The 22603-nt window shown below is 70.9% G+C and carries 18 protein-coding genes and 2 tRNA genes; 14 read left to right on the top strand and 6 right to left on the bottom strand.

Annotated elements, in window-relative coordinates:
- Window positions 1–48: 48 nt before the first annotated feature.
- The 5 genes from ABME02_RS13975 (at window position 49) to ABME02_RS13955 (ending at window position 3642) form a co-directional block, all read left to right on the top strand.
- Window positions 49–1671 carry an ABC transporter permease subunit gene (locus tag ABME02_RS13975; protein WP_353815956.1) on the top strand — a complete coding sequence of 541 codons (1623 nt, stop codon included), beginning with the start codon at window positions 49–51 and terminating at the stop codon, window positions 1669–1671.
- A gap of 65 nt (window positions 1672–1736) precedes the next feature.
- On the top strand, window positions 1737–2663 hold the full coding sequence (locus tag ABME02_RS13970) for a sugar ABC transporter permease (protein ID WP_436408277.1): 927 nt from the start codon (window positions 1737–1739) through the stop codon (window positions 2661–2663).
- A gap of 246 nt (window positions 2664–2909) precedes the next feature.
- On the top strand, window positions 2910–3389 hold the full coding sequence (locus ABME02_RS13965) for a DUF4190 domain-containing protein (protein WP_353815954.1): 480 nt from the start codon (window positions 2910–2912) through the stop codon (window positions 3387–3389).
- A gap of 76 nt (window positions 3390–3465) precedes the next feature.
- Window positions 3466–3537, top strand: a tRNA-Thr gene (locus ABME02_RS13960).
- Window positions 3538–3568: 31 nt separating this feature from the next.
- Window positions 3569–3642: transfer RNA gene (locus ABME02_RS13955), tRNA-Met, on the top strand.
- Between the two features lie 187 nt (window positions 3643–3829).
- On the opposite strand, the gene ABME02_RS13950 is transcribed toward ABME02_RS13955, so the two are convergent.
- Together ABME02_RS13950 and ABME02_RS13945 are read right to left on the bottom strand one after the other, a co-directional pair.
- Window positions 3830–5626, bottom strand: a complete 1797-nt coding sequence (locus tag ABME02_RS13950) for an acyl-CoA dehydrogenase family protein (RefSeq protein WP_353815953.1) — start codon at window positions 5624–5626, stop codon at window positions 3830–3832.
- Between the two features lie 156 nt (window positions 5627–5782).
- Complete coding sequence (locus ABME02_RS13945) at window positions 5783–7441, bottom strand: phospholipase D-like domain-containing protein (protein WP_353815952.1); 1659 nt, start codon at window positions 7439–7441, stop codon at window positions 5783–5785.
- Between the two features lie 237 nt (window positions 7442–7678).
- Between ABME02_RS13945 and ABME02_RS13940 the strand changes: the two genes are divergently transcribed.
- The 3 genes from ABME02_RS13940 to ABME02_RS13930 all read left to right on the top strand — a co-directional run bounded on the left by ABME02_RS13940 (window position 7679) and on the right by ABME02_RS13930 (window position 11632).
- Window positions 7679–9130 (top strand): MFS transporter, encoded by a 1452-nt coding sequence (locus ABME02_RS13940; RefSeq protein WP_353815951.1) that lies wholly within the window; start codon window positions 7679–7681, stop codon window positions 9128–9130.
- 87 nt (window positions 9131–9217) lie between these two features.
- Window positions 9218–10135, top strand: coding sequence for an alpha/beta fold hydrolase (locus tag ABME02_RS13935; protein WP_353815950.1), 918 nt, complete (start codon window positions 9218–9220; stop codon window positions 10133–10135).
- A 105-nt stretch (window positions 10136–10240) separates the two neighbouring features.
- Window positions 10241–11632: an MFS transporter gene (locus tag ABME02_RS13930; protein WP_353815949.1), complete on the top strand. Its 1392-nt coding sequence runs from the start codon at window positions 10241–10243 to the stop codon at window positions 11630–11632.
- 149 nt (window positions 11633–11781) lie between these two features.
- Here the strand turns inward: ABME02_RS13930 and ABME02_RS13925 are convergent, their stop codons facing one another.
- On the bottom strand, window positions 11782–12069 hold the full coding sequence (locus ABME02_RS13925; RefSeq protein WP_155052478.1) for an iron-sulfur cluster assembly accessory protein: 288 nt from the start codon (window positions 12067–12069) through the stop codon (window positions 11782–11784).
- 179 nt (window positions 12070–12248) lie between these two features.
- Window positions 12249–12911 (bottom strand): hypothetical protein, encoded by a 663-nt coding sequence (locus tag ABME02_RS13920; protein ID WP_353815948.1) that lies wholly within the window; start codon window positions 12909–12911, stop codon window positions 12249–12251.
- Between the two features lie 89 nt (window positions 12912–13000).
- Here ABME02_RS13920 and ABME02_RS13915 point away from each other — a divergent pair, with 89 nt between their 5' ends.
- Together ABME02_RS13915 and ABME02_RS13910 are read left to right on the top strand one after the other, a co-directional pair.
- Window positions 13001–13954, top strand: coding sequence for an aldo/keto reductase (locus tag ABME02_RS13915; RefSeq protein ID WP_353815947.1), 954 nt, complete (start codon window positions 13001–13003; stop codon window positions 13952–13954).
- A 70-nt stretch (window positions 13955–14024) separates the two neighbouring features.
- Window positions 14025–16019 carry a DEAD/DEAH box helicase gene (locus ABME02_RS13910; RefSeq protein ID WP_353815946.1) on the top strand — a complete coding sequence of 665 codons (1995 nt, stop codon included), beginning with the start codon at window positions 14025–14027 and terminating at the stop codon, window positions 16017–16019.
- Window positions 16020–16031: 12 nt separating this feature from the next.
- Here the strand turns inward: ABME02_RS13910 and ABME02_RS13905 are convergent, their stop codons facing one another.
- Both ABME02_RS13905 and ABME02_RS13900 read right to left on the bottom strand, forming a co-directional pair.
- Complete coding sequence (locus ABME02_RS13905; RefSeq protein WP_353815945.1) at window positions 16032–16601, bottom strand: GIY-YIG nuclease family protein; 570 nt, start codon at window positions 16599–16601, stop codon at window positions 16032–16034.
- A 55-nt stretch (window positions 16602–16656) separates the two neighbouring features.
- On the bottom strand, window positions 16657–17673 hold the full coding sequence (locus ABME02_RS13900; RefSeq protein WP_353815944.1) for a LacI family DNA-binding transcriptional regulator: 1017 nt from the start codon (window positions 17671–17673) through the stop codon (window positions 16657–16659).
- Window positions 17674–17809: 136 nt separating this feature from the next.
- Here ABME02_RS13900 and ABME02_RS13895 point away from each other — a divergent pair, with 136 nt between their 5' ends.
- Genes ABME02_RS13895 through rhaS form a run of 4 tightly spaced genes read left to right on the top strand, consistent with a single transcriptional unit; the run spans window position 17810 to window position 22543 of the window.
- The gene (locus tag ABME02_RS13895) at window positions 17810–19333 is read left to right on the top strand and encodes a sugar ABC transporter ATP-binding protein (RefSeq protein ID WP_353816015.1); all 1524 of its coding nucleotides are present in this window, start codon (window positions 17810–17812) and stop codon (window positions 19331–19333) included.
- The gene (locus ABME02_RS13890) at window positions 19330–20370 is read left to right on the top strand and encodes an ABC transporter permease (RefSeq protein WP_353815943.1); all 1041 of its coding nucleotides are present in this window, start codon (window positions 19330–19332) and stop codon (window positions 20368–20370) included. Before ABME02_RS13895 ends, ABME02_RS13890 begins: the two co-directional genes overlap by 4 nt.
- Window positions 20367–21440, top strand: coding sequence for an ABC transporter permease (locus tag ABME02_RS13885; RefSeq protein WP_353815942.1), 1074 nt, complete (start codon window positions 20367–20369; stop codon window positions 21438–21440). Before ABME02_RS13890 ends, ABME02_RS13885 begins: the two co-directional genes overlap by 4 nt.
- Before the next feature lie 56 nt (window positions 21441–21496).
- Complete coding sequence (gene rhaS / locus ABME02_RS13880) at window positions 21497–22543, top strand: rhamnose ABC transporter substrate-binding protein (RefSeq protein ID WP_353815941.1); 1047 nt, start codon at window positions 21497–21499, stop codon at window positions 22541–22543.
- Window positions 22544–22603: the final 60 nt, after the last annotated feature.

Here is a 22603-nt window from a genome sequence, read left to right as displayed (position 1 = left end):
CCCGGAGCCGCACCCGTTCCCAGAGCGTTCGACGAGAAGAGCGAGCAGATGAGCACCACGATCGACGAGGACGTCGCCGCGAAGTCGACGACGCCTCCCACGAAGCGGCAGAAGCGCGCCGCACGCATCGCGGACGCCGCGTCAGGCGGCATCCGCTCCATCCTGGTCAAGCTGCTGCTCCTCGGCATCGTCGACGCGATCGCGGTCTACGCGATCCTCGTCCTCGCGCTCGCGCAGGAGTGGCTGGTCCTCGCGGTCGTGGTCGGCGTCACCGCGCTCGTCAACTGGATCTACTTCTCACGGAAGGCGCTCCCGGCGAAGTACCTCACGCCCGGCGTCATCTTCCTGGTGCTGTTCCAGGTGTTCGTGCTCGTCTACACGGGCTACATCGCGTTCACCAACTACGGCACCGGGCACAACGGATCCAAGGAGCAGGCCGTCAGCTCGCTCATGGCCGCCTCGCTCGAGCGCGTGCCCGAGTCGCCCACCTACCAGGTCACGGTCGTGGACCAGCTCGGCACGCTCGGCCTGCTCGTCACCGATCCCGCCGGCGACGCGAGCCTCGGCACGAACGAGCAGCCCTTGCAGCCGGTCGACCCCTCCGAGGTCGACGGGGGCAAGGCCGTCGCCGTCGACGGGTGGACCACGCTGCAGTTCAGCGACGTGATCGCGCGGACGAACGAGATCACCGAGCTCGCGGTGCCGTTCTCCGACGACCCCAACGACGGCGCCATCCGCACCCCCGACGGCTCGAACGGCTACCTCTACACCTCGAACCTCGAGTACGACGAGGCCGCGGGGACGATGACCGACCTCTCGACGGGGACGGTCTACTCCGACACCGGCACCGGCGCGTTCACCGCCGAGGACGGCACCGAGATCCTCCCCGGCTGGCAGATCACGGTCGGCTTCGACAACTTCGTCCGCGCCGTCACCGATACCCGCCTCGCGGGACCGCTCGTCTACGTCACGCTCTGGACGTTCGCGTTCGCCCTCATCTCGGTCGCGACGACGTTCTTCCTCGGCCTCTTCCTCGCGATCGTCTTCAACGACATGCGCATGAAGGGCCGCAGGTACTACCGGGTCGCGATGATCATCCCCTACGCGATCCCGTCGTTCCTCTCGGCGCTCGTCTGGGCGGGCATGATGAACGAGAGCTTCGGCTTCATCAACCAGGTGATCTTCGGCGGCGCATCGATCCCATGGCTCACCGATCCGTGGATGGCGAAGCTGTCGGTCATCATCGTGAACCTGTGGCTCGGGTTCCCGTACATGTTCCTCATCTGCACGGGCGCGCTGCAGTCGATCCCGGACGACGTGAACGAGGCATCCAGCATCGACGGCGCCTCGCCGTGGCAGACCTTCCGGCACATCAAGCTGCCGCTGCTGCTCGTCTCGGTCGCGCCCCTGCTGATCGCCTCGTTCGCGTTCAACTTCAACAACTTCAACGTCATCTACATGTTGACGAACGGCGGGCCGAGAGACACGAGCGCGCCGATCCCGGTCGGCTTCACCGACATCCTCATCTCGATGGTCTACAAGGTGGCCTTCACCGGCCAGAACCGCGACTACGGCCTCGCGGCGGCGTACTCGATCATCATCTTCATCGTGGTCGCGGTGATCTCGATCATCGCCTTCCGCCGCACCAGGTCGCTCGAGGAGATCAACTGATGGCTGACAAGGACACCAAGCAGCCGCGTCGGTCCTGGGTCGAGAGCCCGGCGATCGAGGGCGAGATGCTCGCGCTCTCGCTCGAGGCGCAGGCCGAGCGCGACGAGCACCCGCGCGGAGTCCCGGCCAAGCGCCCCTTCCGCTTCGGCAAGTGGTTCAAGGCCACCGGATGGCGCCACCTCGTCGGCATCGTCGTCGTCGCGTTCGCCCTCTTCCCGGTCGTGTTCGTGATCTCCTCGTCGCTGAACCCCAACGGCACCCTGACCGGTTCGAACGCGCTGTTCTCGCAGATCGGGTTCGACGCGTACGCGCGGATCCTCACGAACCCGCAGGTGCCGTTCACGACCTGGTTCGCGAACACGCTGATCATCGCGGGTGTGACCGCGATCCTCACGGTGTTCCTCGGCGCACTGGCGGCGTATGCGTTCTCGCGCATGCGGTTCACGGGCCGCCGGTTCGGCCTCATCACGATCGTGGTCGTGCAGATGTTCCCGCAGATGCTCGCCGTCGTCGCGATCTTCCTCGTGATGACCGCGATCAGCGACTGGTTCCCCGCCATCGGCCTGAACACGCACATCGGCCTGATCATGGTCTACCTCGGCGGTGCGCTGGGCGTGAACACGTACCTCATGTACGGGTACTTCAACACGATCCCGGCCTCGATCGACGAGGCGGCGAAGATCGACGGCGCCGGCCACGCGCGCATCTTCTTCACGATCATCCTGCGGCTCGTCGCCCCGATCCTCGCGGTCGTCGCCCTGCTGTCGTTCATCTTCTCGGTCAACGAGTACGTCGTGGCATCCGTGATCCTGATCGACACCGAGAACCAGACCCTCGCGGTGGGCCTCACGAAGCTCGTCTCGAACCCGCGGTACGCGGACTGGGCGGCGTTCTCGGCGGGGGCCGTCATCGCGGCACTGCCGGTCGTGCTGCTCTTCCTCTACCTGCAGAAGTACATCGTCGGCGGGCTCTCCGCAGGCGCGGTCAAGTAGCCGCGAGCCCGTCGGGCGGATGCCAGGCCGAGGCGGCTGCGTTCCGAATTCAGGACGCAGCCGCCTCTGCGTGCGGTCGGCGCGGCGATTCGTCCCTCGCGGATCGTCGACGCGCGTGCTGGTCCTGAATCCTGCGCGCGCAGTCGCTCGGGTGACGGATGCCTCCGGCACCCCTCGTCCGGGCGATAGCATGGCGGCCTGACCCGCCCAGCCCGTTCTCCCGATCCGAACCGGAGCAGCCCTGCCATGAGCGCCCCCACGCCCCCGCCCGTTCCTCCCGCACCGCCGCTCCCGCCCACCGGGTCGTCCGACGCGTCCACCCTGCCGTACGGGACCGCGCCGCTCGAGTCGGCGCCCGGCGATGCCGGCCAGGTCCCCTCCACCTACGTCCCCGCCTACGGATCCGGGTACGGCACGGCGCCCGCTCCGTGGACGCCTCCCGTGACGGCGCCGCAGAACGTGCTCGCCTGGGTCGCCTTCGGCCTGGGGCTCGGCTCGCTCATGTTCGGTCCGATCAGCTCGATCGCGGCGATCGTGTGCGGCCACATCGCGCGCGCGCAGATCCGCCGGACGGGGGAGCAGGGCGCCGGTGCCGCTCTCACCGGGCTCATCTTCGGCTACGTGCTGACGATCGGGATGGTCGTCGCGATCGTGCTCTACGTGCTCCTCGTGGTGGCCATCGTCGCGGGCACCGCATACTCCTCCGGGGTGCCGACGAGCCTCTGACCGGGCACCCGACCCACGATTTAACGCACACGCGCCGAGGTGATATTCTCGTGTGGTTGCCGCGACAGCGGCACACGCCCCGATAGCTCAGTGGTAGAGCACTTCCATGGTAAGGAAGGGGTCGTCAGTTCAATCCTGACTCGGGGCTCTGGTTCCTCCGGTTTCCGGAGAAGCCTCGCGGCGGGGTAGCTCAGGTGGTTAGAGCACACGGCTCATAATCGTGGTGTCGCGGGTTCGAGTCCCGCCCTCGCTACAGGAAAACCCCGGGTCATCCGGGGGTTTTGTCGTTTCCGGACATCTCTCGTTCGGACCGGGTCGGCGAAGTCGATGCGGCGGGCGCGACGGCGACGTGCACGGCGGCGCCCTATCGGGCGCTGGCCCTGACGACCGCGGGGGCCGCGCCGATCGGCACGACCCCCGCGATGGGACCGGGCGCTGCGTCAGACGCGCGCGGTGCGCCGCACCACGTCGCCGAGCGCGTCGGCGTCGAGCGCGAACAGGTCGCGCGACCCGGCCGTCGCAGCGCCGACGAGGCCGGACACCGCCGGGAGCAACTGCTCGGCGTAGAAGCGTGCCAGCGGCAACTGCGTCGCCGCGATGGCGTCGCCGTCGAGCTCGCGCGCGGCGAGCGCGGACTTCGCGAGCAGCCAGCCGCCGACCACGAGACCCCAGATGCGCAGGTACGGGCTGGAGCCCGCGAGCACCGAGGTGGGGTCGGAGGCGCCGGTGTTGAGCATCCACGCGGTCGTCTGCTCGAGCACGTCGAGGCTCGTGTTCAGCTGTGCGCGGATGGACGCGAACTCGTCGCCCGCGGACGCCAGCTCGCCGTCGAGCTCGCGCATGGTCGCGATGAACTCGAGGAACGACGCCCCGCCCCGGACGCCGAGCTTGCGGCCCACGAGGTCGGCGGCCTGGATGCCGTTCGTGCCCTCGTAGATCGCGGCGATGCGCACGTCGCGGTAGTGCTGCGCGGCGCCGGTCTCCTCGATGAAGCCCATGCCACCGTGGATCTGCAGCGCGAGCGACGTGAGCTCGTTGCCGAGGTCGCTACCGAACGACTTGCAGATGGGGGTGAGGAGGCCCACGAGCTCGTCCGCGCGGGCGCGGGTCGCGGCATCCGGGTGGTGGGTCGAGACGTCGACCTGCACGGCGTTCAGGAGCATCATGCGGCGGAGCGCGGCGATGTACGACTTCTGCGTCATGAGCATGCGGCGCACATCGGGGAAGTCGATGATCGGCGAATCCTGCGTCGAGCCGATCGCGCGGCCCTGGATGCGCTCCTTCGCGTAGTCGAGCGACTGCTGGTAGGCGCGCTCGGCGACGGCGAGCCCCTGCGTGCCCACCGAGACGCGCGCGCTGTTCATCATCACGAACATGATGCGCATGCCCAGGTTCTCGTCGCCGATGAGGTACCCCGTGGCGTCCTCGTACGACAGCACGCACGTGGGGGAGCCGTGGATGCCCATCTTGTGCTCGACGCCGACCGTGTGCACCCCGTTGCGCTCGCCGATCGAGCCGTCGTCGTTCATGAGGAACTTCGGCACGATGAAGCATGAGATGCCCTTCGTGCCGGCGGGCGCGTCGGGGGTGCGGGCCAGCACCAGGTGCACGATCTGCTCGCTCAGGTCGTGGTCGCCGAACGTGATGAAGATCTTCTGGCCGGTGATGCCGTACGTGCCGTCGGGGCGCTTGACCGCCTTTGTGGTGAGGGCGCCCACGTCGGAGCCGGCGTGCGGCTCGGTGAGGTTCATCGTGCCGGCCCACTCGCCGCTGACCATCTTGGGCAGCCAGGCCTGCTTCTGCTCATCGCTGCCGTAGTGCAGGAGGGCCTCGATCGCGCCCTGCGTGAGCAGGGGCGCGAGGGAGAAGGCCATGTTGGCCTCCATCGTCAGCTCCTGGATGGCGAGCCCGATCGCACGCGGGAAGTCGCCGCCGCCGTACTCCTCGGGCAGGGGGACCGAGCCCCAGCCGGCCTCGACGTAGGCGGCGTACGCCTCCTTGAACCCGGTCGGCGTGGTCACCGTGCCGTCGGCGTTCAGGCGGGCGCCCTCCACGTCGCCGGCGCGGTTGGTGGGGGCGACGACCTCGGCCATGAAGCCGCCGACCTCCTCGAGGATCTCGGTGGCCGTGTCGAGGTCTGCGTGCTCGAAGCCCGGAAGCTCGGCGACCCGGTCGTAGCCCACGACGTGCGTGAGCGCGTACGCCAGGTCGGCGACGGGCGGACGGAAATCAGTCATCTTCGGACTGTAGGCGCGGGCACCCGGCCGCGGGCCGAATCTGTCGCTATCGACGAAGCGTGTCGGCCGAACCGGCGCCCGGCTTGTGCCGACCGGCAGTCGGGCACCCCGGCTGAGTCGCGAGTCCGTGCGCGGACCGGGTCCGCCCGCGCGGCGTCACACCCCGGCGAAGTACCTCCGGCGGAGGAAGCGGTCGGTGCCCGGGCGGAAGTACCCGGCATCCGCCCAGGCGGTGGACTCGACGAGGTGCTTCCGATCGAACGCCTCGGCCGGCGAGGTCGCGCCCCGGAACTTGAGCGATTCCCGGAACGCGTAGTGCGAGAACAGTCGCATGAACTCGCCGAGGTAGACGTCGGCGACGGCCTGGATGCCGCGGATGACGAGCATGTTCTCGTCGTTGGTGTCGGTGGAGGCCTTCGAGAAGTTCGCCGAACCGACGACCACGACCGGATCCGCGCCGAGGGGATCGATGAGCAGGTACTTCGTGTGGATGTAGAGCACGTGGGCCTCTTCCGTGGCGCGGTCGGTCTCGGCGAGCCAGCGGTCGAACGCGTTGAGCTCGATCCGCGCGCCGACCGCGACCGTCGTGTTCGGGCGGCGGCGGATGCGGTCGATCGTGGCGGCCTGCTGCGCGAACTTCGCACCGTTTCCCTTGCGCTCCATGAGCGCGAAGCGGAGCACGTCGTCGGTCTGGTCGTAGACCTCGACGAACCGGTCGTCCATCCCGAAGGCGAACGTCGTGAACAGCGCGCCCGTCGCAGCGCCGGCGAGCTCGGCGTACCAGTCGAGGGCGTCGAGGTCGAGTCTCGGCGAGAGGACCACGGTGGTGTCGGTCGGGCCCACTGGCGCCGGCGCCGGGGTCATGGCGGTCGCCTCGATCGCGGTGGGCTTCCGGGTGACGTCGCGCTCGAGCAGCGCCCAGTAGTCGGCGTAGGTCGCGGCGACGGCGGGATCGCGCACGATGTGCGCGTTGTTCGAGTGGCCGAACAAGCCGTTCGGCGACAGGTTCGTCGACCCCGTCCAGACCTCCGAGGGCACGCCGGCGCGACTCAGGACGAAGAACTTGTTGTGCGCGAAGCGCCCGGACCGCTCCCGGGCGGCCACGACGCCGTCGAGACCGCTGCCCGCGAGTGCCGCCTCGTTCCCGACCTTCTGCGTGTCGCCGTCGTAGAGCACCTTCACGGTGGCGCCGCGCGTGATCGCATCGCGGAGCGCGGCGTACACCCTCGGATTCTTGAACTCGAAGAAGGCTCCGTGGAGGGCATCACCGGCTCCCGCCTGGGCGATGAACGCCTCGAGGCCCTCGACCAGTCCTCGGGAGAGCCAGTCGAAGGCCGCCGGCCCCACGTCGTCGGGGCGACGGTTCTGGAACCGGCGCGCGTACTCCTGCGACGCGATGGCACCGCGGTTGAAGAACACCGCGTGCCGACCCAGGTCGACGGGTTCGGTCGTGACGGCGAGCTCCACCGTCGGTCCGGGGACCAGCGCACCGGGTGCGCCCGTCATGGCGACCACGCGATACGTGTAGCGCGCGTTCGCCTCGACGGAGTAGTCGGCCCATTGGAACGTCTGGAACGGATGCCGCCGCGAGGAGCGTCCGACACCGGGAGGGGGGTCGGGCTCGACGCTCGCGAACGTCTTCATCCCCGTCATCCACCGGACGTCGCCGTCGGAGTGGCGACTGCGGCGTATCGCGAAGCCGAGGACCTGAAGTGCCTCGATGTCGGCGCGCTCCATGCTGAAGGCGAGCAGCACCACGTGGTTTCCCGCGATCGCCCGAGCGGTCAGCCCGTCGCGACTGTCTGACGTGCGCATGCACGGAGCGTCGGCGGATCGCTCCGGCGCCGCAACAGTGCAGGCCCTGAGGTCGATGGGCTGCGAGCATCCGCAGCCCGGGCACCCGCAGTCCGACGGGTGGAGACGTCGGATCGTTCCCACGGGGAGGATGCGTCCCGCTCCAGTTCCGCTCGATGAGGAATGGACCGAGCCGTGACGCGTTGGCCATAGACGGGGTCGGTCCGCGTGCGCGCGCCGGCCCGGCGAGGAGGACGCATGACGGAACAGACCGCGGTGGGACTGCGATCCGAGCGAGGGCCCGTACTTGCCGCCCTGATGCTGTGCACCGGGCTCGTCGCGATCGAGGCGACCATCCTCGCCACGGCGGTGCCGTCGATCGTCGCCGACATCGGCGGGTTCGCGCAGTTCCCGTGGCTGTTCTCGATCTACCTGCTCGCGCAGGCCGTGTCGGTGCCGGTCTACGCGAAGCTCGCCGACACCGTCGGACGCAAGCCGATCATGCTCGTCGGGATCGGGGCCTTCCTCGTCGGCTCGATCCTCGCGGGCTTCGCGTGGGACATGACCTCGCTCATCGTGTTCCGGGCGATCCAGGGCCTCGGCGCGGGCGCGGTGCTGCCCGTCTCGATCACGATCACGGGCGACATCTACACGGTGCGGGAACGCGCGCGCGTGCAGGGATACATCGCGAGCGTGTGGGCCGCGTCATCCGTCATCGGCCCCTCGCTCGGCGGACTCTTCGCCGAGTTCCTGTCATGGCGGTGGATCTTCTTCGTGAACATCCCGCTGAGCCTGATCGCGGCGTGGATGCTGATCCGCAACTACCACGAGACCGTCGAGCGGAAGCGGCACCGCATCGACATCGCCGGCGCCGCGGTGCTCACGGTCGGGCTCACGCTGCTGATCCTCGCAGTGCTCGAGGGCGGGCAGGCCTGGGCGTGGAACTCGTGGCAGAGCCTCGGTGCGTTCGGCATCGCCGCGGTGCTCATCGTCGTGTTCGTGCTCATCGAGCGGAAGGCGGCGGAGCCGGTGCTGCCGCTCTGGCTGTTCTCGCGTCGGCTCATCGTGACGACGTCGCTCATCTCGCTCGGCGTCGGCGCGGTCCTCATCGGGCTCACCTCGTACGTGCCGACGTTCCTCGAGGTGTCGGCGGGCGCGACGCCCATCATCTCCGGACTCGCGGTCGCCGCGCTCACGCTGGGATGGCCGATCTCGGCCTCGCAGTCGGGTCGGTTGTACCTGCGGATCGGATTCCGGAACACCGCGTTCCTCGGGCTCGGCATCACCGTGCTCGGCGCGGCCGGGCTCGTCGCCGCGACGTTCGAGCCCAACCCCGTCACGACTGCGCTCGCCTGCTTCGTCGTCGGCCTCGGCCTCGGCCTCGTCGCCTCGCCGACGCTGATCGCCGCCCAGTCGTCCGTGCCGTGGTCGGAGCGCGGTGTCGTCACCGGCGCGAACATGTTCCTGCGGTCCATGGGAAGCGCGGTCGGCGTCGCGATCTTCGGTGCGGTCGCCAACGGCGTGATCGGCGAGTCCGGACTCGGGCCCCATTCGGCCGCGGCGATCCAGGCGGCATCCGCTGCCGTGTTCATCGGCGTGGTGATCGCCGCCGTGGCCACGATCGCCGGCGCGGTCGCGATGCCGCGTGCGCACGTCGACGACGTCGAACACCGCCCGACCGAGCAGGCCGCACCGGCGCCGGCGAACTGACGGCGCCCACGGCCCGCGCCGTGGGTCGGAGGTCCCGCCGGGCGTGCGTGCGTCGTGGTCAGATGAGCCCGACGAGGGGGTGCGTCGATGGCCAAGACGAGCGCGGCGGCGGCGGATCGGTGGCGCGAGCGGCGGACCCCGCGCCGTGCGGCGTCGCGATTGACCGACCGCTGGACCGTCGTCGACGGCGTCGACGTGTTCTACCGCGAGTCGCCGCATCCGCCGCCGGACGCGCGCGTGATGATGCACGTGCACGGGTTCGGCATGTCGGGCCGGTACCTCCTCCCGACCGCCGAGCTGCTCGCGGACGAGTTCCACACCTACGTCCCCGACCTGCCGGGGTTCGGCCGCAGCGGCCGTCACCCGCAGGGACTCGACATCCCGGACCTGGCCGAGGCCGCGGCCCGGTTCCTCGACGACCGCGGCGTCGAGACGGCCACGCTCGTCGGGAACTCGATGGGATGCCCCGTGATCCTCGAGTTCGCCGACCGCTTCCCGGACCGCATCGAGCGCGCCGTGCTCGTGTCGCCCGCGGGCGGCGTGTACAACCGTCCGCTGTCGCGTGCGATCGGGCAGCTGGCGCAGGACGGCACTCGCGAGCCGCCGCGGATGGCGCGCGTCGCCGTGCCCGACTACGCGCGGTTCGGCGTGCCGAGCACGCTCAAGCTCTTCCGGGCGCTGACGCAGTACCCGTCGCTCGAGCGCCTGCTCGCCCTCCAGCTGCCGACGCTCGTCGTCCTCGGCGACCGCGACCCGCTGATGCCCGGACCCGCGCGCGTGCAGGAGGTGGCCGGGCAGGTCGACAACCACGTGCTGGCCGTCACGATCGAGGGTGCGGCGCACGCCATCAACTTCAGCCACGCCCGGGCGCTCGCGCACATCATCCGGCGCTTCATGGACGACCTGTCGATCCTCGACGATCCGACATGGACCGGCGGGGCCCGAGTGGTCGAGATCCACCGCGGCGTGCACCATCCGTCGGCGAAGGACGACGAGTCGCGGTAGCACCCGCCCGGCCGTCGGCGCCGGGGTTGCAGGCGGGGAGCAGGTCTGGGAGCCTTGCGCCGAGCGCACCCGATGACGGGTGCCGAACCCACGGGGGAGGGTTCCATGGCCGACGCGAGCACGTCAGAGCGGCTCGACCGCAGCTCCATCGTCACCCTCGTCGCGCTCTCGCTCGGCATCCTCGTGGTCGCGAACGACTTCACCGCGTTGACCGTCGCCGTGCCGAGCATCGAGCACGACCTCGACAGCAGCCTGAACCGCGCCCAGTGGGTCATCAACGGGTACACCGTCGTGTTCGGCGTGCTCATCGTCACGGGCGGGCGGCTCGCCGACCTCTTCGGCCGGCGTCGTGTCTTCGTGATCGGCGCGCTCATCTTCGCCGCGTTCTCGTTGCTCGGCGGCCTCGCGCCGAACATCGGGCTCCTGATCGCGGCGCGGGCCCTCATGGGCATCGGCGGTGCGATGATGTGGCCGTCGGTGCTCGGCATGGTCTACGACATCATGCCCAAGTCGCGGAGCGGTCTCGCGGGCGGCCTCATCATCGGCGTGGCCGGACTCGGCAACTCGATCGGACCCCTGCTCGGCGGCATCCTCACCGACACGCTCGGCTGGCGCTGGATCTTCTTCGTCAACGTGCCCGTCGCACTGCTCGCGGTGCTGGTCGTGATGCGCAACGTCCCCGAGTCGGCGCGGGGCGGCGGCGTTCGCGTCGACTTCGCGGGCATCGCGAGCCTGTCGGCCGCGGTGGTGCTCGTGCTCGTCGCCCTCGACGTCGGCAGCGCGAACTCGTTCGCCTCGCCGTGGGTGCTCGGGATGATCGCGATCGGTGTCCTGCTGCTGCCCGTGTTCGTGCTCGTGCAGCGACGCCAGGGCGACGACGCGCTCGTGCCGCCCCGGGTCGTCGCCAGTCGGCAGTTCAGCGGCGCGCTCATCTCGATCGTGCTGCTCGGTTCGGTCTTCTTCGGCGTGCTCGTCTACGTGCCGCAGTACCTCGAGAAGGAACTCGGGTGGAGCGCGCTCGCGGCCGGCGCGGGCCTGCTGCCGATGATGCTCACGTTCGCCACGGTGTCGTTCGCGGCGGGCCCGCTGTACCACCGCATCGGCAGCCGGCTCGTCGTCGGGATCGGGGCGGCCTGCCTCACGGGCGGCGTGCTGGTGATCGCCCTCACGATCGGCACCGGCTACCTTCCGCTCGTCCCCGGGCTCGTCCTGTGCGGCATCGGGGTGGGGCTCTACTTCTCAGCGGTCACCACTGCGGCGGTCACCGCGGTGCGCCCGGAGGACTCGAGCCTCGCCGGCGGCATCGTCTACATGGGCAACGTGGCGGGCGGGTCCCTCGGGCTGGGCGTGAACACGGCGATCGTGCTCGCCGCCGCCGCCTTCACCGCCGGCATCCGCAACGCGCTCCTCGTCGACGCGGCGCTCGGCATCGCAGGGACCATCGTGGCCATCTCGCTCATCCGCTCCGAAGGCTCGCGGACGCGCACGCCGACGTAGGGACGACGGCCCGCGCCGCGCGCGGCGCGCCGATCCGGCCGCCCAGGGGAAACGGAAGACGGGTCGGTCCCGCCGAACCGGAGTCCGGCGGGACCGACCCGTCGCCTGCGCCGCCCAGGGCGGTGCGCCGCCCGAGGGCGGACGCGGCGTCAGAGCGCCTGCGGCAGGATGTCGAAGGACACGCGGCCGTCCTCGGCGACGCTCGCGTCGAGCGTCTTGTCGTCGAGCGCGATGGTCGCGCGCTCGCCGAGGTACACGCGCGCACCCGACTGCTCGACCACGGCGTCACCCGATTCCGGGGCGGGCGTGATCGAGACGCCGAACTGGGTGGCGTCCTGGTCCTCGGCCTCGATGCGCAGCCCCGATCCCTCGGGGGCGCCGTTGCCGGCGACGATCTCCTTCACGACGGTCGCCGCGGTGTCGGTCAGTGTGAGCATGTCGTCCTCCTCTGATCGCGAGTCGGCCACGATTCCAGATCGGGCCGAGGACCGCCACCCCGCAGCGGGCGTTTCGCTCGTCGCGTACCCTCGCGCCCGCGCGCGTCGCGGGTGGCCGCGGGTGGTCGCGGCGCGCGCGCGGCGCGACGTCGAAGCCCGAAGCGGATGCCGCGCCGAGGTCAGGTCGGCGGAAGCGGCTCGCTCGTGCCGCGGAGCAGCACGGGCAGCGTGCGGGTCGCGTACGGCGACGCGTCGAAGTCCTCCTCGCGGTTGCCCATGAGCAGCCAGCTCTCGAACGACCGCTCGTAGGTGTCGACGACGACGCGCACCGCGAGCGTCGGCGACCAGGTGAACCGCCGGTCGAGCTTCGCGATGAGGTCATCGAACACGGGCACCAGGCGTTCGACGAACGACCGCTCGGCGGCCGCCGCGGCGTCGCCGCCGCCGCCCTGCGAGGTCAGCGCGCGGAGCCGCCGCTGCGCGCGGATGATCAGGCCGCCGCGATCGAGCGGCCACGAATCGGCGAGCATGCGTGCCGCGACCTCGACGGGATCGGGGGAGTCGGCGTCGCGCTCGGACTCGACGATGTCGATCGCGTCGAACGCGTCGACCGCCGAACGGAGCCGGCTCACGCAGTCGTGCACGAGCTGCTCGTTCACCGAGTCGAGCAGGGCGTCGTCGGTCGAGAAGAACCGGCGGAACGCCGTCGGGTGCACGCCGTTCTGCTCGCAGATGTCGGCGATCAGCCGGTCGTCGAGCGCCCGCCCCGACCCGAGCGCGATGCGCGCCGCCCGCGTCAACCGGTCGATCGTCACCTGACGCTGCTCGCTCCCTCGGCTCACGCCCGGCCTCCGCTTCCGTCTCGTCCCGATCCTCGACGAGCGTACTCCGCCGGTGCGTCGGCCGCCGGGGCCGCGTAGGCTCACGCACCGTGCACGAATCGACGGAATCCGGGAGCCCGGGGCTCGCCCCGCTCGGCTTGGGCCTCGCCGCCCTCGGCCGACCTGCGTACATCACCGCCGGGCGTGACGAGTCGCTCGGCGACGACCGCAGCGTCGACGCGATGCGTGGCCGCGCGCACGCGATGCTCGACGCGGCGTGGGAACGCGGCATCCGCTTCATCGACGCCGCCCGGTCGTACGGGCGGGCCGAGGCGTTCCTCGGGTCGTGGCTCGCCGCGCGCCCCGAGCGTCGGGCCGACCTCGCGATCGAGTCGAAGTGGGGCTACGCCTACGTCGGCGACTGGCGCATGGACGCCGAGGTGCACGAGCGCAAGGAGCACTCGCTCGCGATGCTCGAGCGCCAGTGGCCCGAGACCCTCGCCGCGCTCGGCGGCGCGCCCGACCGGTACCTCGTGCACTCGCTGACGCCCGCGAGCCCGGCGCTCGCCGACGAGGCGCTGCTCGACCGACTGCGCGGGCTCGCGGCATCCGGCATCGCGGTCGGCATCTCGACGAGCGGGCCGCACCAGGCCGACGCCCTCGACGCGGCGCGCACCCTGCCCGACACGCCCTTCGGCACCGTGCAGGCGACGTGGAACCTCCTCGAACCCTCCGTCGGCCACGCGCTCGCGCGGGCGCACGGCGATGGCTGGTTCGTCGTCGTGAAGGAGGCCGTCGCGAACGGACGGCTGACCCCCGCGGGCGACGAGGCGGATGCCGCTGCGCTCGCCGCGGTCGACGGCCAGGCGCTCGACGCGCTCGCGATCGGTGCGGCGCGCGCCCAGCCGTGGGCCGACGTCGTGCTCTCCGGGGCGATGACGCCCGGCCAGCTCGACGCGAACCTCGCCTCGAGGGCGCCGACGACGGATGCCGCGGCCCTCGCGGCGCTCGCCGAGGACCCGACGGGGTACTGGGCGGCGCGGAGCGCACGGACCTGGGGGTAGGCGCGGCGCGCGGTCGCGCCATCCGTCACCGCATGGGGCGGTTGCACAGGGCCGAGGTCTACCCTGAAATGTGACTTCCGACGACATCCCCACCGAGGCCGAGGCTCCCGAGGAGCCGAAGACGCCCACCTTCGCCGACCTCGGACTCGAGGGGGCCGTGCTCAAGGCGCTCGACGACGTCGGCTACGAGACGCCCTCCGCCATCCAGGCCGCGACCATCCCGACGCTCCTCGAGGGGCGCGACGTCGTCGGCCTCGCGCAGACCGGAACCGGCAAGACCGCCGCGTTCGCGCTGCCGATCCTCGCGCGCCTCGACACCTCCGACCGGAGCCCGCAGGCGCTCGTGCTCGCCCCGACGCGCGAGCTCGCACTGCAGGTCTGCGAGGCGTTCGAGAAGTACGCGGCGCACCTGCCCGACCTGCACATCCTGCCCGTCTACGGCGGCCAGGGCTACGGCGTGCAGCTCTCCGCGCTCCGCCGCGGCGTGCACATCGTCGTCGGCACGCCCGGTCGCGTGATCGACCACCTCGACAAGGGCACGCTCGACCTGTCGGGCCTGAAGTACCTCGTGCTCGACGAGGCCGACGAGATGCTGAAGATGGGCTTCGCCGAGGACGTCGAGACGATCCTCGCCGACACCCCGGAGGAGAAGCAGGTCGCACTGTTCTCGGCGACCATGCCCGCCGCCATCCGGCGCATGTCGGAGCAGTACCTGAACGACCCCGAGCAGATCACGGTCAAGGCGAAGACCCAGACCTCGGCGAACATCACGCAGCGCGTGCTGGTCGTCGCGCACGCGCGCAAGGTCGACGCGCTCACGCGCATCCTCGAGGTCGAGGACTTCGGCGGCGTGATCATCTTCGTCCGCACGAAGAACGCGACCGAGGAGCTCGCCGAGAAGCTCCGCGCGCGCGGCTACGAGGCCGCGGCCATCAACGGCGACATCGCGCAGGCGCAGCGCGAGCGGACCGTCGAGCAGCTCAAGAGCGGCAAGCTCGACATCCTGGTGGCGACGGATGTCGCGGCCCGCGGCCTCGACGTCGAGCGCATCACGCACGTGGTGAACTACGACATCCCCACCGATCCCGAGCCGTACGTGCACCGCATCGGCCGCACCGGTCGCGCGGGCCGCACGGGCGACGCGATCAGCTTCGTCACTCCGCGCGAGCGCGGCCTGCTCGGCCGCATCGAGCGGACCACCAAGCAGCAGATGACGCCCATGCAGCTGCCGAGCGTCGACGAGATCAACGAGTCGCGGCTCTCCCGGTTCGACGACCGCATCTCGGCGGCACTCGAGCAGTCGGGCCGCATCGAGGGGTTCCGCGACATCATCGCCCACTACGTGCGCCACCACGACGTGCCCGAGGCGGATGTCGCCGCCGCGCTCGCCGTTGTCGCGCAGGGCGAATCTCCGCTGCTCATGGAGGCCGAGCCGGAGCCGCGCGAGCGCGCCCGCGACCGGTTCGAGCGCGACGACCGCGGCGGGCGCGACGGCGGTCGCGACCGCGCGGAGCGGCGGCCCCGCGAGGGCATGGCGACCTACCGACTCGACGTCGGCAAGCGCCACCGCGTGATGCCCGGCCAGATCGTCGGCGCGCTCGCGAACGAGGGCGGACTGGATCGCGACGACTTCGGCGCGATCCGCATCCAGGCCGACTTCTCGCTGGTCGAGCTGCCCGCGAACCTCCCGAAGGACGTGTTCGAGCGCCTGGCCGACACGCGCATCTCGGGCCGGCTGATCGACCTCCGCCTCGACACGGGCGGGCGGCCGCGTCGTCAGTACGATGACCGTCGCGGCGGCGGCGGCGGGCGCGGCTACGGCGGCGGCCGCGGGTACGACCGGGATCGGCGCGACGGCGACCGCGACCGCGGGTACGGCGGCGGCCGCGGGTACGACCGCGACCGCGGGTACGACCGCGACCGCGGGTACGACCGGGACCGAGGGCAGGGCGGCGGCCGCGGGTACGACCGGGATCGCGCCGACGACCGCGGGTCCGGCGACCAGGGACACGGCGGCGAATCGAGCGACCGCAAGCCCCGCAAGCCGCGGCACGGCAGGTCGTAGGGACCCGGGCGCTCAGGCGCGGCGGGCGAGTTCCTCGCTGCGCCAGCGCTCGTAGCGGTTCCACGGGTCGTCCTCGCCGTCCGCGAGCTCCGCGACGTGCCGGACGAGCGGCTCGTCGAAGCGGAACCACTCGCCCCCGGGCCACCGTGACGAGGCGAACTCGGCGTGGCGGCGCTGCTCCAGGACTCGCCCGCCGCGCTCGAACGCGAGCACCTCGTCGTGCGGGATCGTTGCGAGCCGCCGTCTCGGGTTCGACGAGGTGCCGATCTTGACGCGCTCGCGCCAGCGGACGTAGTACACGACGTCGACGCGCGGCGGCGGGAGCTCGGCATCCGGCACCTCGCCGACCCGCCATTCGCAGGCCGCGCACACCCAGCCCGACGGGTACCGCACGCCGACGCGCGATCCGCAGACGAGGCACGCGCCGGGCAGCACGTCGGTCACGCCGTGCTCGCGCGCGACCCAGTCGTGGGCGGCGAGCAGGTGCACGGTGCACAGCGCGAGCGGTGCGCCCGGCTCGGCGGGCGCGCCGCACCGCCCGAGTTCGTCGACGGCCGTGCAGGCCGGGGCATCCGTCGTCATGCCTCGCACGCTATGCCCTGCCACCGACGGCGCCGGGCGAGCGCACCCGTCGAGGTCAGCGCCGCGGTGCCGTGCTGGCGCGCACGACGAGTTCCGGCTGGAAGACCGTCTGGCGCGGGATGAGCTCGGGGTCGGCCGTCTCCTCGAGGAGGATGCGGAGCGCGGTGCGTCCGATCATCCGGCTGGGCTGCCGCATCGACGACAGCGGCACGGCCGCGGCCGCGGCGAACGAGATGTCGTCGAACCCGATGAGGGCGATGTCGTCGGGGACGAGCATCCGGCCGTCCATGATGAGCGCCTGCAGCAGGCCGAGCGCGAGCAGGTCGTTCGCCGCGAAGATCGCGTCGGGCCACTGGGAGCGGGGGCGCGCGATGATCCGCGCGCCGGCGGCGGCCCCGTCCGCGACCGTCAGCGCATCGGTCGCGACGACCTCGAGGTCGACGGGCTCGCCCGTGTTCTCGGCGGCGGCACGGGCCCCCGCGAGGCGGTCGGTGACCTGGCGGATCTCGAACGGGCCGCCCACGAACGCGATGCGGCGTCGACCGGTCGCGATCAGGTGCTCCACCGCCATCCGCCCGCCGGCGACGCTGTCGACCGACACCGAGCTGAACCGGCCGTCCCCGCTGAACCGGTCGACGAGCACGGCCGCGATGCCCCGCGAGCGCAATCGCGCGAGGCGCGGGCTGATGTCGCCGTAGGGTGAGATCAGCACGCCGCGGACCTGCTGCTCCTCGAAGAGGTCGAGGTACATGCGTTCGCGCTTCGGGTCCTCGTCGGTGTTCCCGTACAGGATCGCGATGCCCGATCTCGAGCCCTCGTCCTCCGCGCCGCGCACCACGTCGCCGAAGAACGGGTTCTGCCCGTCGAGGACCACGAACCCGACGGTCGTGCTCACGCCCGCCCTCAGCTTGCGGGCGGCATCGTTGCGCACGTACCCGAGCGCCTCGATCGCCTCCTGCACGCGCCGGACCGATTCGGCCGACACCTCGCCGGGCCGGTTGAGGACGTTGGAGACCGTGCCCACCGACACGCCCGCGTGCTGGGCGACGTCGCGAATGCTGACCGCGGCCATCCTGCTCCTTTGCAATCGAACTTCGAGGTCATCCGTCCGGGTCGGACTTGACCCTCGTCGATGTCCTCCATAGAGTATGCCTGAATCGAGTCTGAATCGATTCATGAATTTTCACCTCAAGGAGGAGGACGTGACTGTGGCCCAGCCCCCCACGACCCCCGCGCCGCCGGCGCTCGAGCTGTCGAAGGTCGTGAAGTCGTTCGGCGCCGTCGTCGCCCTCCGCTCCGGCACCATCACCCTGGAGCAGGGATCGATCCACGCGCTGATCGGCGAGAACGGCGCCGGCAAGTCGACGCTCGTCAAGATCATCGCCGGCCTGTACCGGCGCGACGCGGGCACCTTCAAGCTCCGCGGAGACGACGTCGACTTCCACTCGACCGCGCAGTCGAAGGCCGCCGGCATCGCCGTCATCTACCAGGAGCCGACGCTGTTCCCCGACCTGTCGGTCACCGAGAACATCTTCATGGGCCGCCAGCCCACGAACCGCCTGGGGCGCATCGACCGCAAGGCGATGCGCGCCGAGGCCGAGGAGATCTTCGGACGTCTCGGCGTCTCGATCGACCCCGACCGGATCACGGACGGCCTCTCGATCGCCGACCAGCAGATCATCGAGATCGCGAAGGCGATCTCCCTCGATGCCCGCGTGCTGATCATGGACGAGCCGACCGCCGCGCTCTCGGGCGTCGAGGTCGAGCGCCTCTTCGCCGTCGCCCGCAGCCTCCGGGACGAGGGCCGAGCGCTCATGTTCATCTCGCACCGCTTCGACGAGGTGTTCGCGCTGTGCGACACCGTCACCGTCATGCGCGACGGCAGCTACATCGCCACCGAGGCGATCGCCGAGACCAGCGTCGACGAACTCGTCCGGCAGATGGTCGGCCGCGACGTCGCCGAGCTCTTCCCGAAGCTGCCCGCCGACATCGGCGACGACGTGCTCGTGGTCGAGGGGCTCACCCGGCCGGGCGTCTTCCACGACATCAGCTTCACGGTGCGCGCCGGCGAGATCGTCGGGCTCGCGGGCCTCGTCGGCGCCGGTCGCAGCGAGGTCGCCCGGGCCGTGTTCGGCGTCGACCCGTACGAGTCCGGCACGGTCGCGGTCGGCGGTGTGCAGCTGCCCAAGGGCAACCCGCGCGTCGCCATGGCGCGCGGCCTCGCGCTGGTTCCCGAGGACCGGCGCAAGCAGGGCCTCGTGCTCGACGAATCCGTCGCCCGGAACGTGACGCTCGCCATCCGCGACACCCTCGCCAAGGGCGGCCTCCTCACCAGCCGCGCCGAGAACGCCGCCGCCGCGGTCTGGTCGAGCCGGCTCGAGGTGAAGACCGCGGCCCTCGACGCCGAGACCGGCACGCTCTCCGGCGGCAACCAGCAGAAGGTCGTGCTGGGCAAGTGGCTCGCGACCGAGCCGAAGGTGCTCATCGTCGACGAGCCGACGCGCGGCATCGACGTCGGCACCAAGTCCGAGGTCCACCGGTTGCTCTCCGAGCTCGCCCAGCGGGGCATCGCCATCCTCATGATCAGCTCCGAGCTGCCCGAGGTGCTCGGCATGGCCGACCGCGTGCTCGTGATGCGCGAGGGCTGGCTGACCGGCGAGTTCCCGCGCGCCGAGGCGACCCCCGAATCCGTGATGTTCGCAGCCACGGCCGACAAGGAGGACGCGAAGTGACCGCGACCGCAGCCCCGCCCGCACCGTCCGCGCCGTCCGCGGCGACCAGGATCGTCTCGCACCTGCTCAAGGCGCGCGAGACCGGCATCCTGATCGCGCTGCTGGCCGTCATCGTCGCCGCGACCATGGTCAACCCGAACTTCCTGTTCTCGCCCGACGGCTTCCGCGACCTGCTCCTCACCCCGTCGCTGCTCATGCTCGTCGCCGTCGGCCAGGCGGTCGTGATCATCACCCGCAACGTCGACCTCTCGGTCGGCTCCGTGCTCGGCCTGACCGCCTACCTCACCGGGCGGCTCTTCATCGACGTGCCCGGCATCCCGATCCTCGCCGTCTTCCTCGGGGGCATCGCGCTCGGGGCGGTGCTCGGACTGATCAACGGCGCGCTCGTCGCGTTCGCCAAGGTTCCGGCGCTCGTGATCACGCTCGGCACGCTGTACATCTACCGCGGCATCAACGTGGCCTGGACCGGCAGCGACCGCATCAACGCGTCCGACCTCCCGGCCGCCTTCCGCGGGCTCGGCACGGGGCAGATCCTCTTCATCCCGATCCTCACCATCATCGCCGTCGTCGTCCTCGTCGTTGCGGCGTGGGTGCTGCGCAACCTCCGCAGCGGGCGCGAGTTCTACGCGATCGGGTCCGACCCCGATGCGGCCCACCTCTACGGCCTCCGCGTCACGCGCCGCATCCTCACCGCGTTCGTGCTGAGCGGTTCGCTCGCGGGCCTCGCCGGCGTGCTGTACGCGGCGCGATACGGCACGGTGAGTTCGGGCGCCGGCACCGGGCTCGAACTGCAGGCGATCGGCGCCGCGGTCATCGGCGGCGTCGCGATCTCGGGCGGCGTCGGCACCCTCTGGGGCGCGGCCATCGGCGCGTACCTGCTGCTCACCATCAACCGGGCGCTGCCGATCCTCGGCATCCAGGACTTCTGGCAGCGCGCCGTGGTCGGCGCCCTCATCATCGGCGCGATCGTGCTCGACCGCATGCTCGCCGTCCGACAACACCGCAAGCTCATCGAGGCGAGGGAGGAAGTGCGATGACCGCCACGGCACCGGCGCCCGCACCGGACACGCGCACGACCCGCACGTACCAGGCCTACGCGACGCCCCTCTGGCGACGCGTGCTCCTGAACCGCGAGGCCGCGATCATCGGGCTGCTCATCGTCGTCATCGCCGTCTCGCTGGCGGTCGTGCCCAACTTCGACAGCCCGCTCACGGTGACGTACCTGCTGCGCGACATCGCACCGATCCTGCTGATCGCGCTGCCGATGACGCTCATCATCATCACCGAGGAGATCGACCTCTCGGTCGCGAGCATCGTCGGGCTGTCCAGCGTGATGACCGGCATCCTGACGCAGGCCGGGTGGCCGTTCGCACTCGCGGCGGTCACGGCGATCCTCGTCGGCACGCTCGCCGGCGTGGTCAACGGGTTCCTCGTCACGGTCGTCGGGCTGCCCTCGCTGGCCGTCACGATCGGCACGCTCGCCCTCTTCCGCGGCATCGCCGTCGGCCTCCTCGGCACGACCGCGATCACCGACTTCCCGGAGTTCTGGTCCGACCTGGCGCGCGACAACATCCCGGGCACGCCGATCCCGGGCATCATGATCCCGTTCGTCGTGCTCGCGATCGCCTTCGCGATCCTGCTGCACTTCACGCCGTTCGGCCGCTCGCTCTACGCCATCGGCCTGAACAAGGAGGCCGCGGCCTTCTCCGGCATCGACGTCGGGCGCACCAAGTTCCTGCTCTTCGTGATGAGCGGGGCCATCTCCGGCTTCGCCGGCGTCTACTTCACGCTGCTGTACAACAACGCCCGCGGCGACAACGCCACCGGACTCGAACTGCAGGTCATCGCCGCGGTCCTCCTCGGCGGCGTGTCGATCTTCGGCGGCCGCGGCGCCCTGCACGGCGTCATCGCCGGCGTGCTGCTCATCGGAACGCTGGGCAGCGCCCTCCGGCTCGCCGGGGTCACGAGCGACATCATCAACGTCATCACGGGCGTGCTGCTCGTGCTGTCGGTGGTGTCGGCAAGCCTCCTCGCCTGGCTCCGCCGTCGGCGGATCTCGGCGATCGGGAAGAAGAAGGAGCGCGAACTGGCGGCGTCGCCGTCCTGAGCGCTCCACCTGGAATCACACACAGTCGGTATCCGGCACCAAGGAAGGAAACAACGATGTTCACCAAGCACCGTTCGCGCCGTCTCGGCGTGGCGATCACGGCGGCGGCGGCCGCGACGGTCCTGGCCCTGACGGGCTGTTCGTCCAGCGGCGGCGATGGCGGGGGTGACGGCGGCGACGGCGGGGACGCGAACCTGTCGGTCACGTTCCTGCCGAAGAACCTGGGCAACCCGTACTTCGACACCTCGTCGGCGGGCGGCCAGGAGGCGGTCGAGGAGTTCGGCGGCGAGTTCGCCGAGGTCGGCCCGTCGGAGGCGTCGCCCACGTCGCAGGTCAGCTTCATCCAGACCGCGGCGCAGCAGGGCGTGGGCGCCCTGGTGGTCTCGGCGAACGACCCGGAGGCGATCTGCGACGCCCTGGACGAGGCGTCCAGCGCCGGCGTGAAGGTCGTCACGTTCGACTCGGACACGAACCCGGAGTGCCGTGACCTGTTCATCAACCAGGCCACCGCCGAGGGCATCGCGAAGGTCCAGGTCGACCTGATCGCGGAGCAGATCGGCGACGAGGGCCAGATCGCGGTGCTGTCGGCGTCGGCGAACGCGACGAACCAGAACGCGTGGATCGAGATGATGGAGGAGGAGCTGGCCGCCAGCCACCCCGACATCGAGCTCGTCGAGGTCGTCTACGGTGACGACGACGACCAGACCTCGTTCGACAAGACCGCGGCGCTGCTGCAGACCTACCCGGAGCTGAAGGGCATCATCTCGCCCACCACGGTCGGCATCGCGGCCGCGGCCCGCTACCTCTCGACCTCGGAGTACCAGGGCCAGGTCGCGCTGACCGGCCTCGGCACGCCGAACCAGATGCGCGAGTACGTCGAGGACGGCACGGTCACCGCGTTCGCGCTGTGGAACCCGGCCGACCTGGGCTACCTGGCCGCGTACGCGGCGCAGGCGCTGATCACGGGTGAGATCACCGGCGAGGAGGGCGACACGTTCGAGGCCGGCAAGCTCGGCTCGTACGAGGTCGGCGCCGACGGCGCGGTCCTGCTCGGCGACCCCTACGTCTTCGACGCCGACAACATCGGCGACTTCGACTTCTAAGGAGTCACCGCACGCACGCGAACGGGCCCGGGGCGATCGCCCCGGGCCCGTCCCGCATGT

Source organism: Agromyces zhanjiangensis (genome assembly GCF_040496055.1).
GTDB classification, from domain to species: Bacteria; Actinomycetota; Actinomycetes; order Actinomycetales; family Microbacteriaceae; genus Agromyces; species Agromyces zhanjiangensis.
This window is presented reverse-complemented; position numbering and strand designations above follow the sequence as displayed.

Excerpts from the sequence above, each read along its gene's own strand:
- ABME02_RS13975 (WP_353815956.1), top strand. The coding sequence starts at position 49 with ATGAGCACCACGATCGACGAGGACGTCGCCGCGAAGTCGACGACGCCT.
- ABME02_RS13970 (WP_436408277.1), top strand. The coding sequence starts at position 1,737 with ATGCTCGCGCTCTCGCTCGAGGCGCAGGCCGAGCGCGACGAGCACCCG.
- ABME02_RS13965 (WP_353815954.1), top strand. The coding sequence starts at position 2,910 with ATGAGCGCCCCCACGCCCCCGCCCGTTCCTCCCGCACCGCCGCTCCCG.
- ABME02_RS13950 (WP_353815953.1), bottom strand. The coding sequence starts at position 5,626 with ATGACTGATTTCCGTCCGCCCGTCGCCGACCTGGCGTACGCGCTCACG.
- ABME02_RS13945 (WP_353815952.1), bottom strand. The coding sequence starts at position 7,441 with ATGCGCACGTCAGACAGTCGCGACGGGCTGACCGCTCGGGCGATCGCG.
- ABME02_RS13940 (WP_353815951.1), top strand. The coding sequence starts at position 7,679 with ATGACGGAACAGACCGCGGTGGGACTGCGATCCGAGCGAGGGCCCGTA.
- ABME02_RS13935 (WP_353815950.1), top strand. The coding sequence starts at position 9,218 with ATGGCCAAGACGAGCGCGGCGGCGGCGGATCGGTGGCGCGAGCGGCGG.
- ABME02_RS13930 (WP_353815949.1), top strand. The coding sequence starts at position 10,241 with ATGGCCGACGCGAGCACGTCAGAGCGGCTCGACCGCAGCTCCATCGTC.
- ABME02_RS13925 (WP_155052478.1), bottom strand. The coding sequence starts at position 12,069 with ATGCTCACACTGACCGACACCGCGGCGACCGTCGTGAAGGAGATCGTC.
- ABME02_RS13905 (WP_353815945.1), bottom strand. The coding sequence starts at position 16,601 with ATGACGACGGATGCCCCGGCCTGCACGGCCGTCGACGAACTCGGGCGG.
- ABME02_RS13900 (WP_353815944.1), bottom strand. The coding sequence starts at position 17,673 with ATGGCCGCGGTCAGCATTCGCGACGTCGCCCAGCACGCGGGCGTGTCG.
- ABME02_RS13885 (WP_353815942.1), top strand. The coding sequence starts at position 20,367 with ATGACCGCCACGGCACCGGCGCCCGCACCGGACACGCGCACGACCCGC.
- rhaS (WP_353815941.1), top strand. The coding sequence starts at position 21,497 with ATGTTCACCAAGCACCGTTCGCGCCGTCTCGGCGTGGCGATCACGGCG.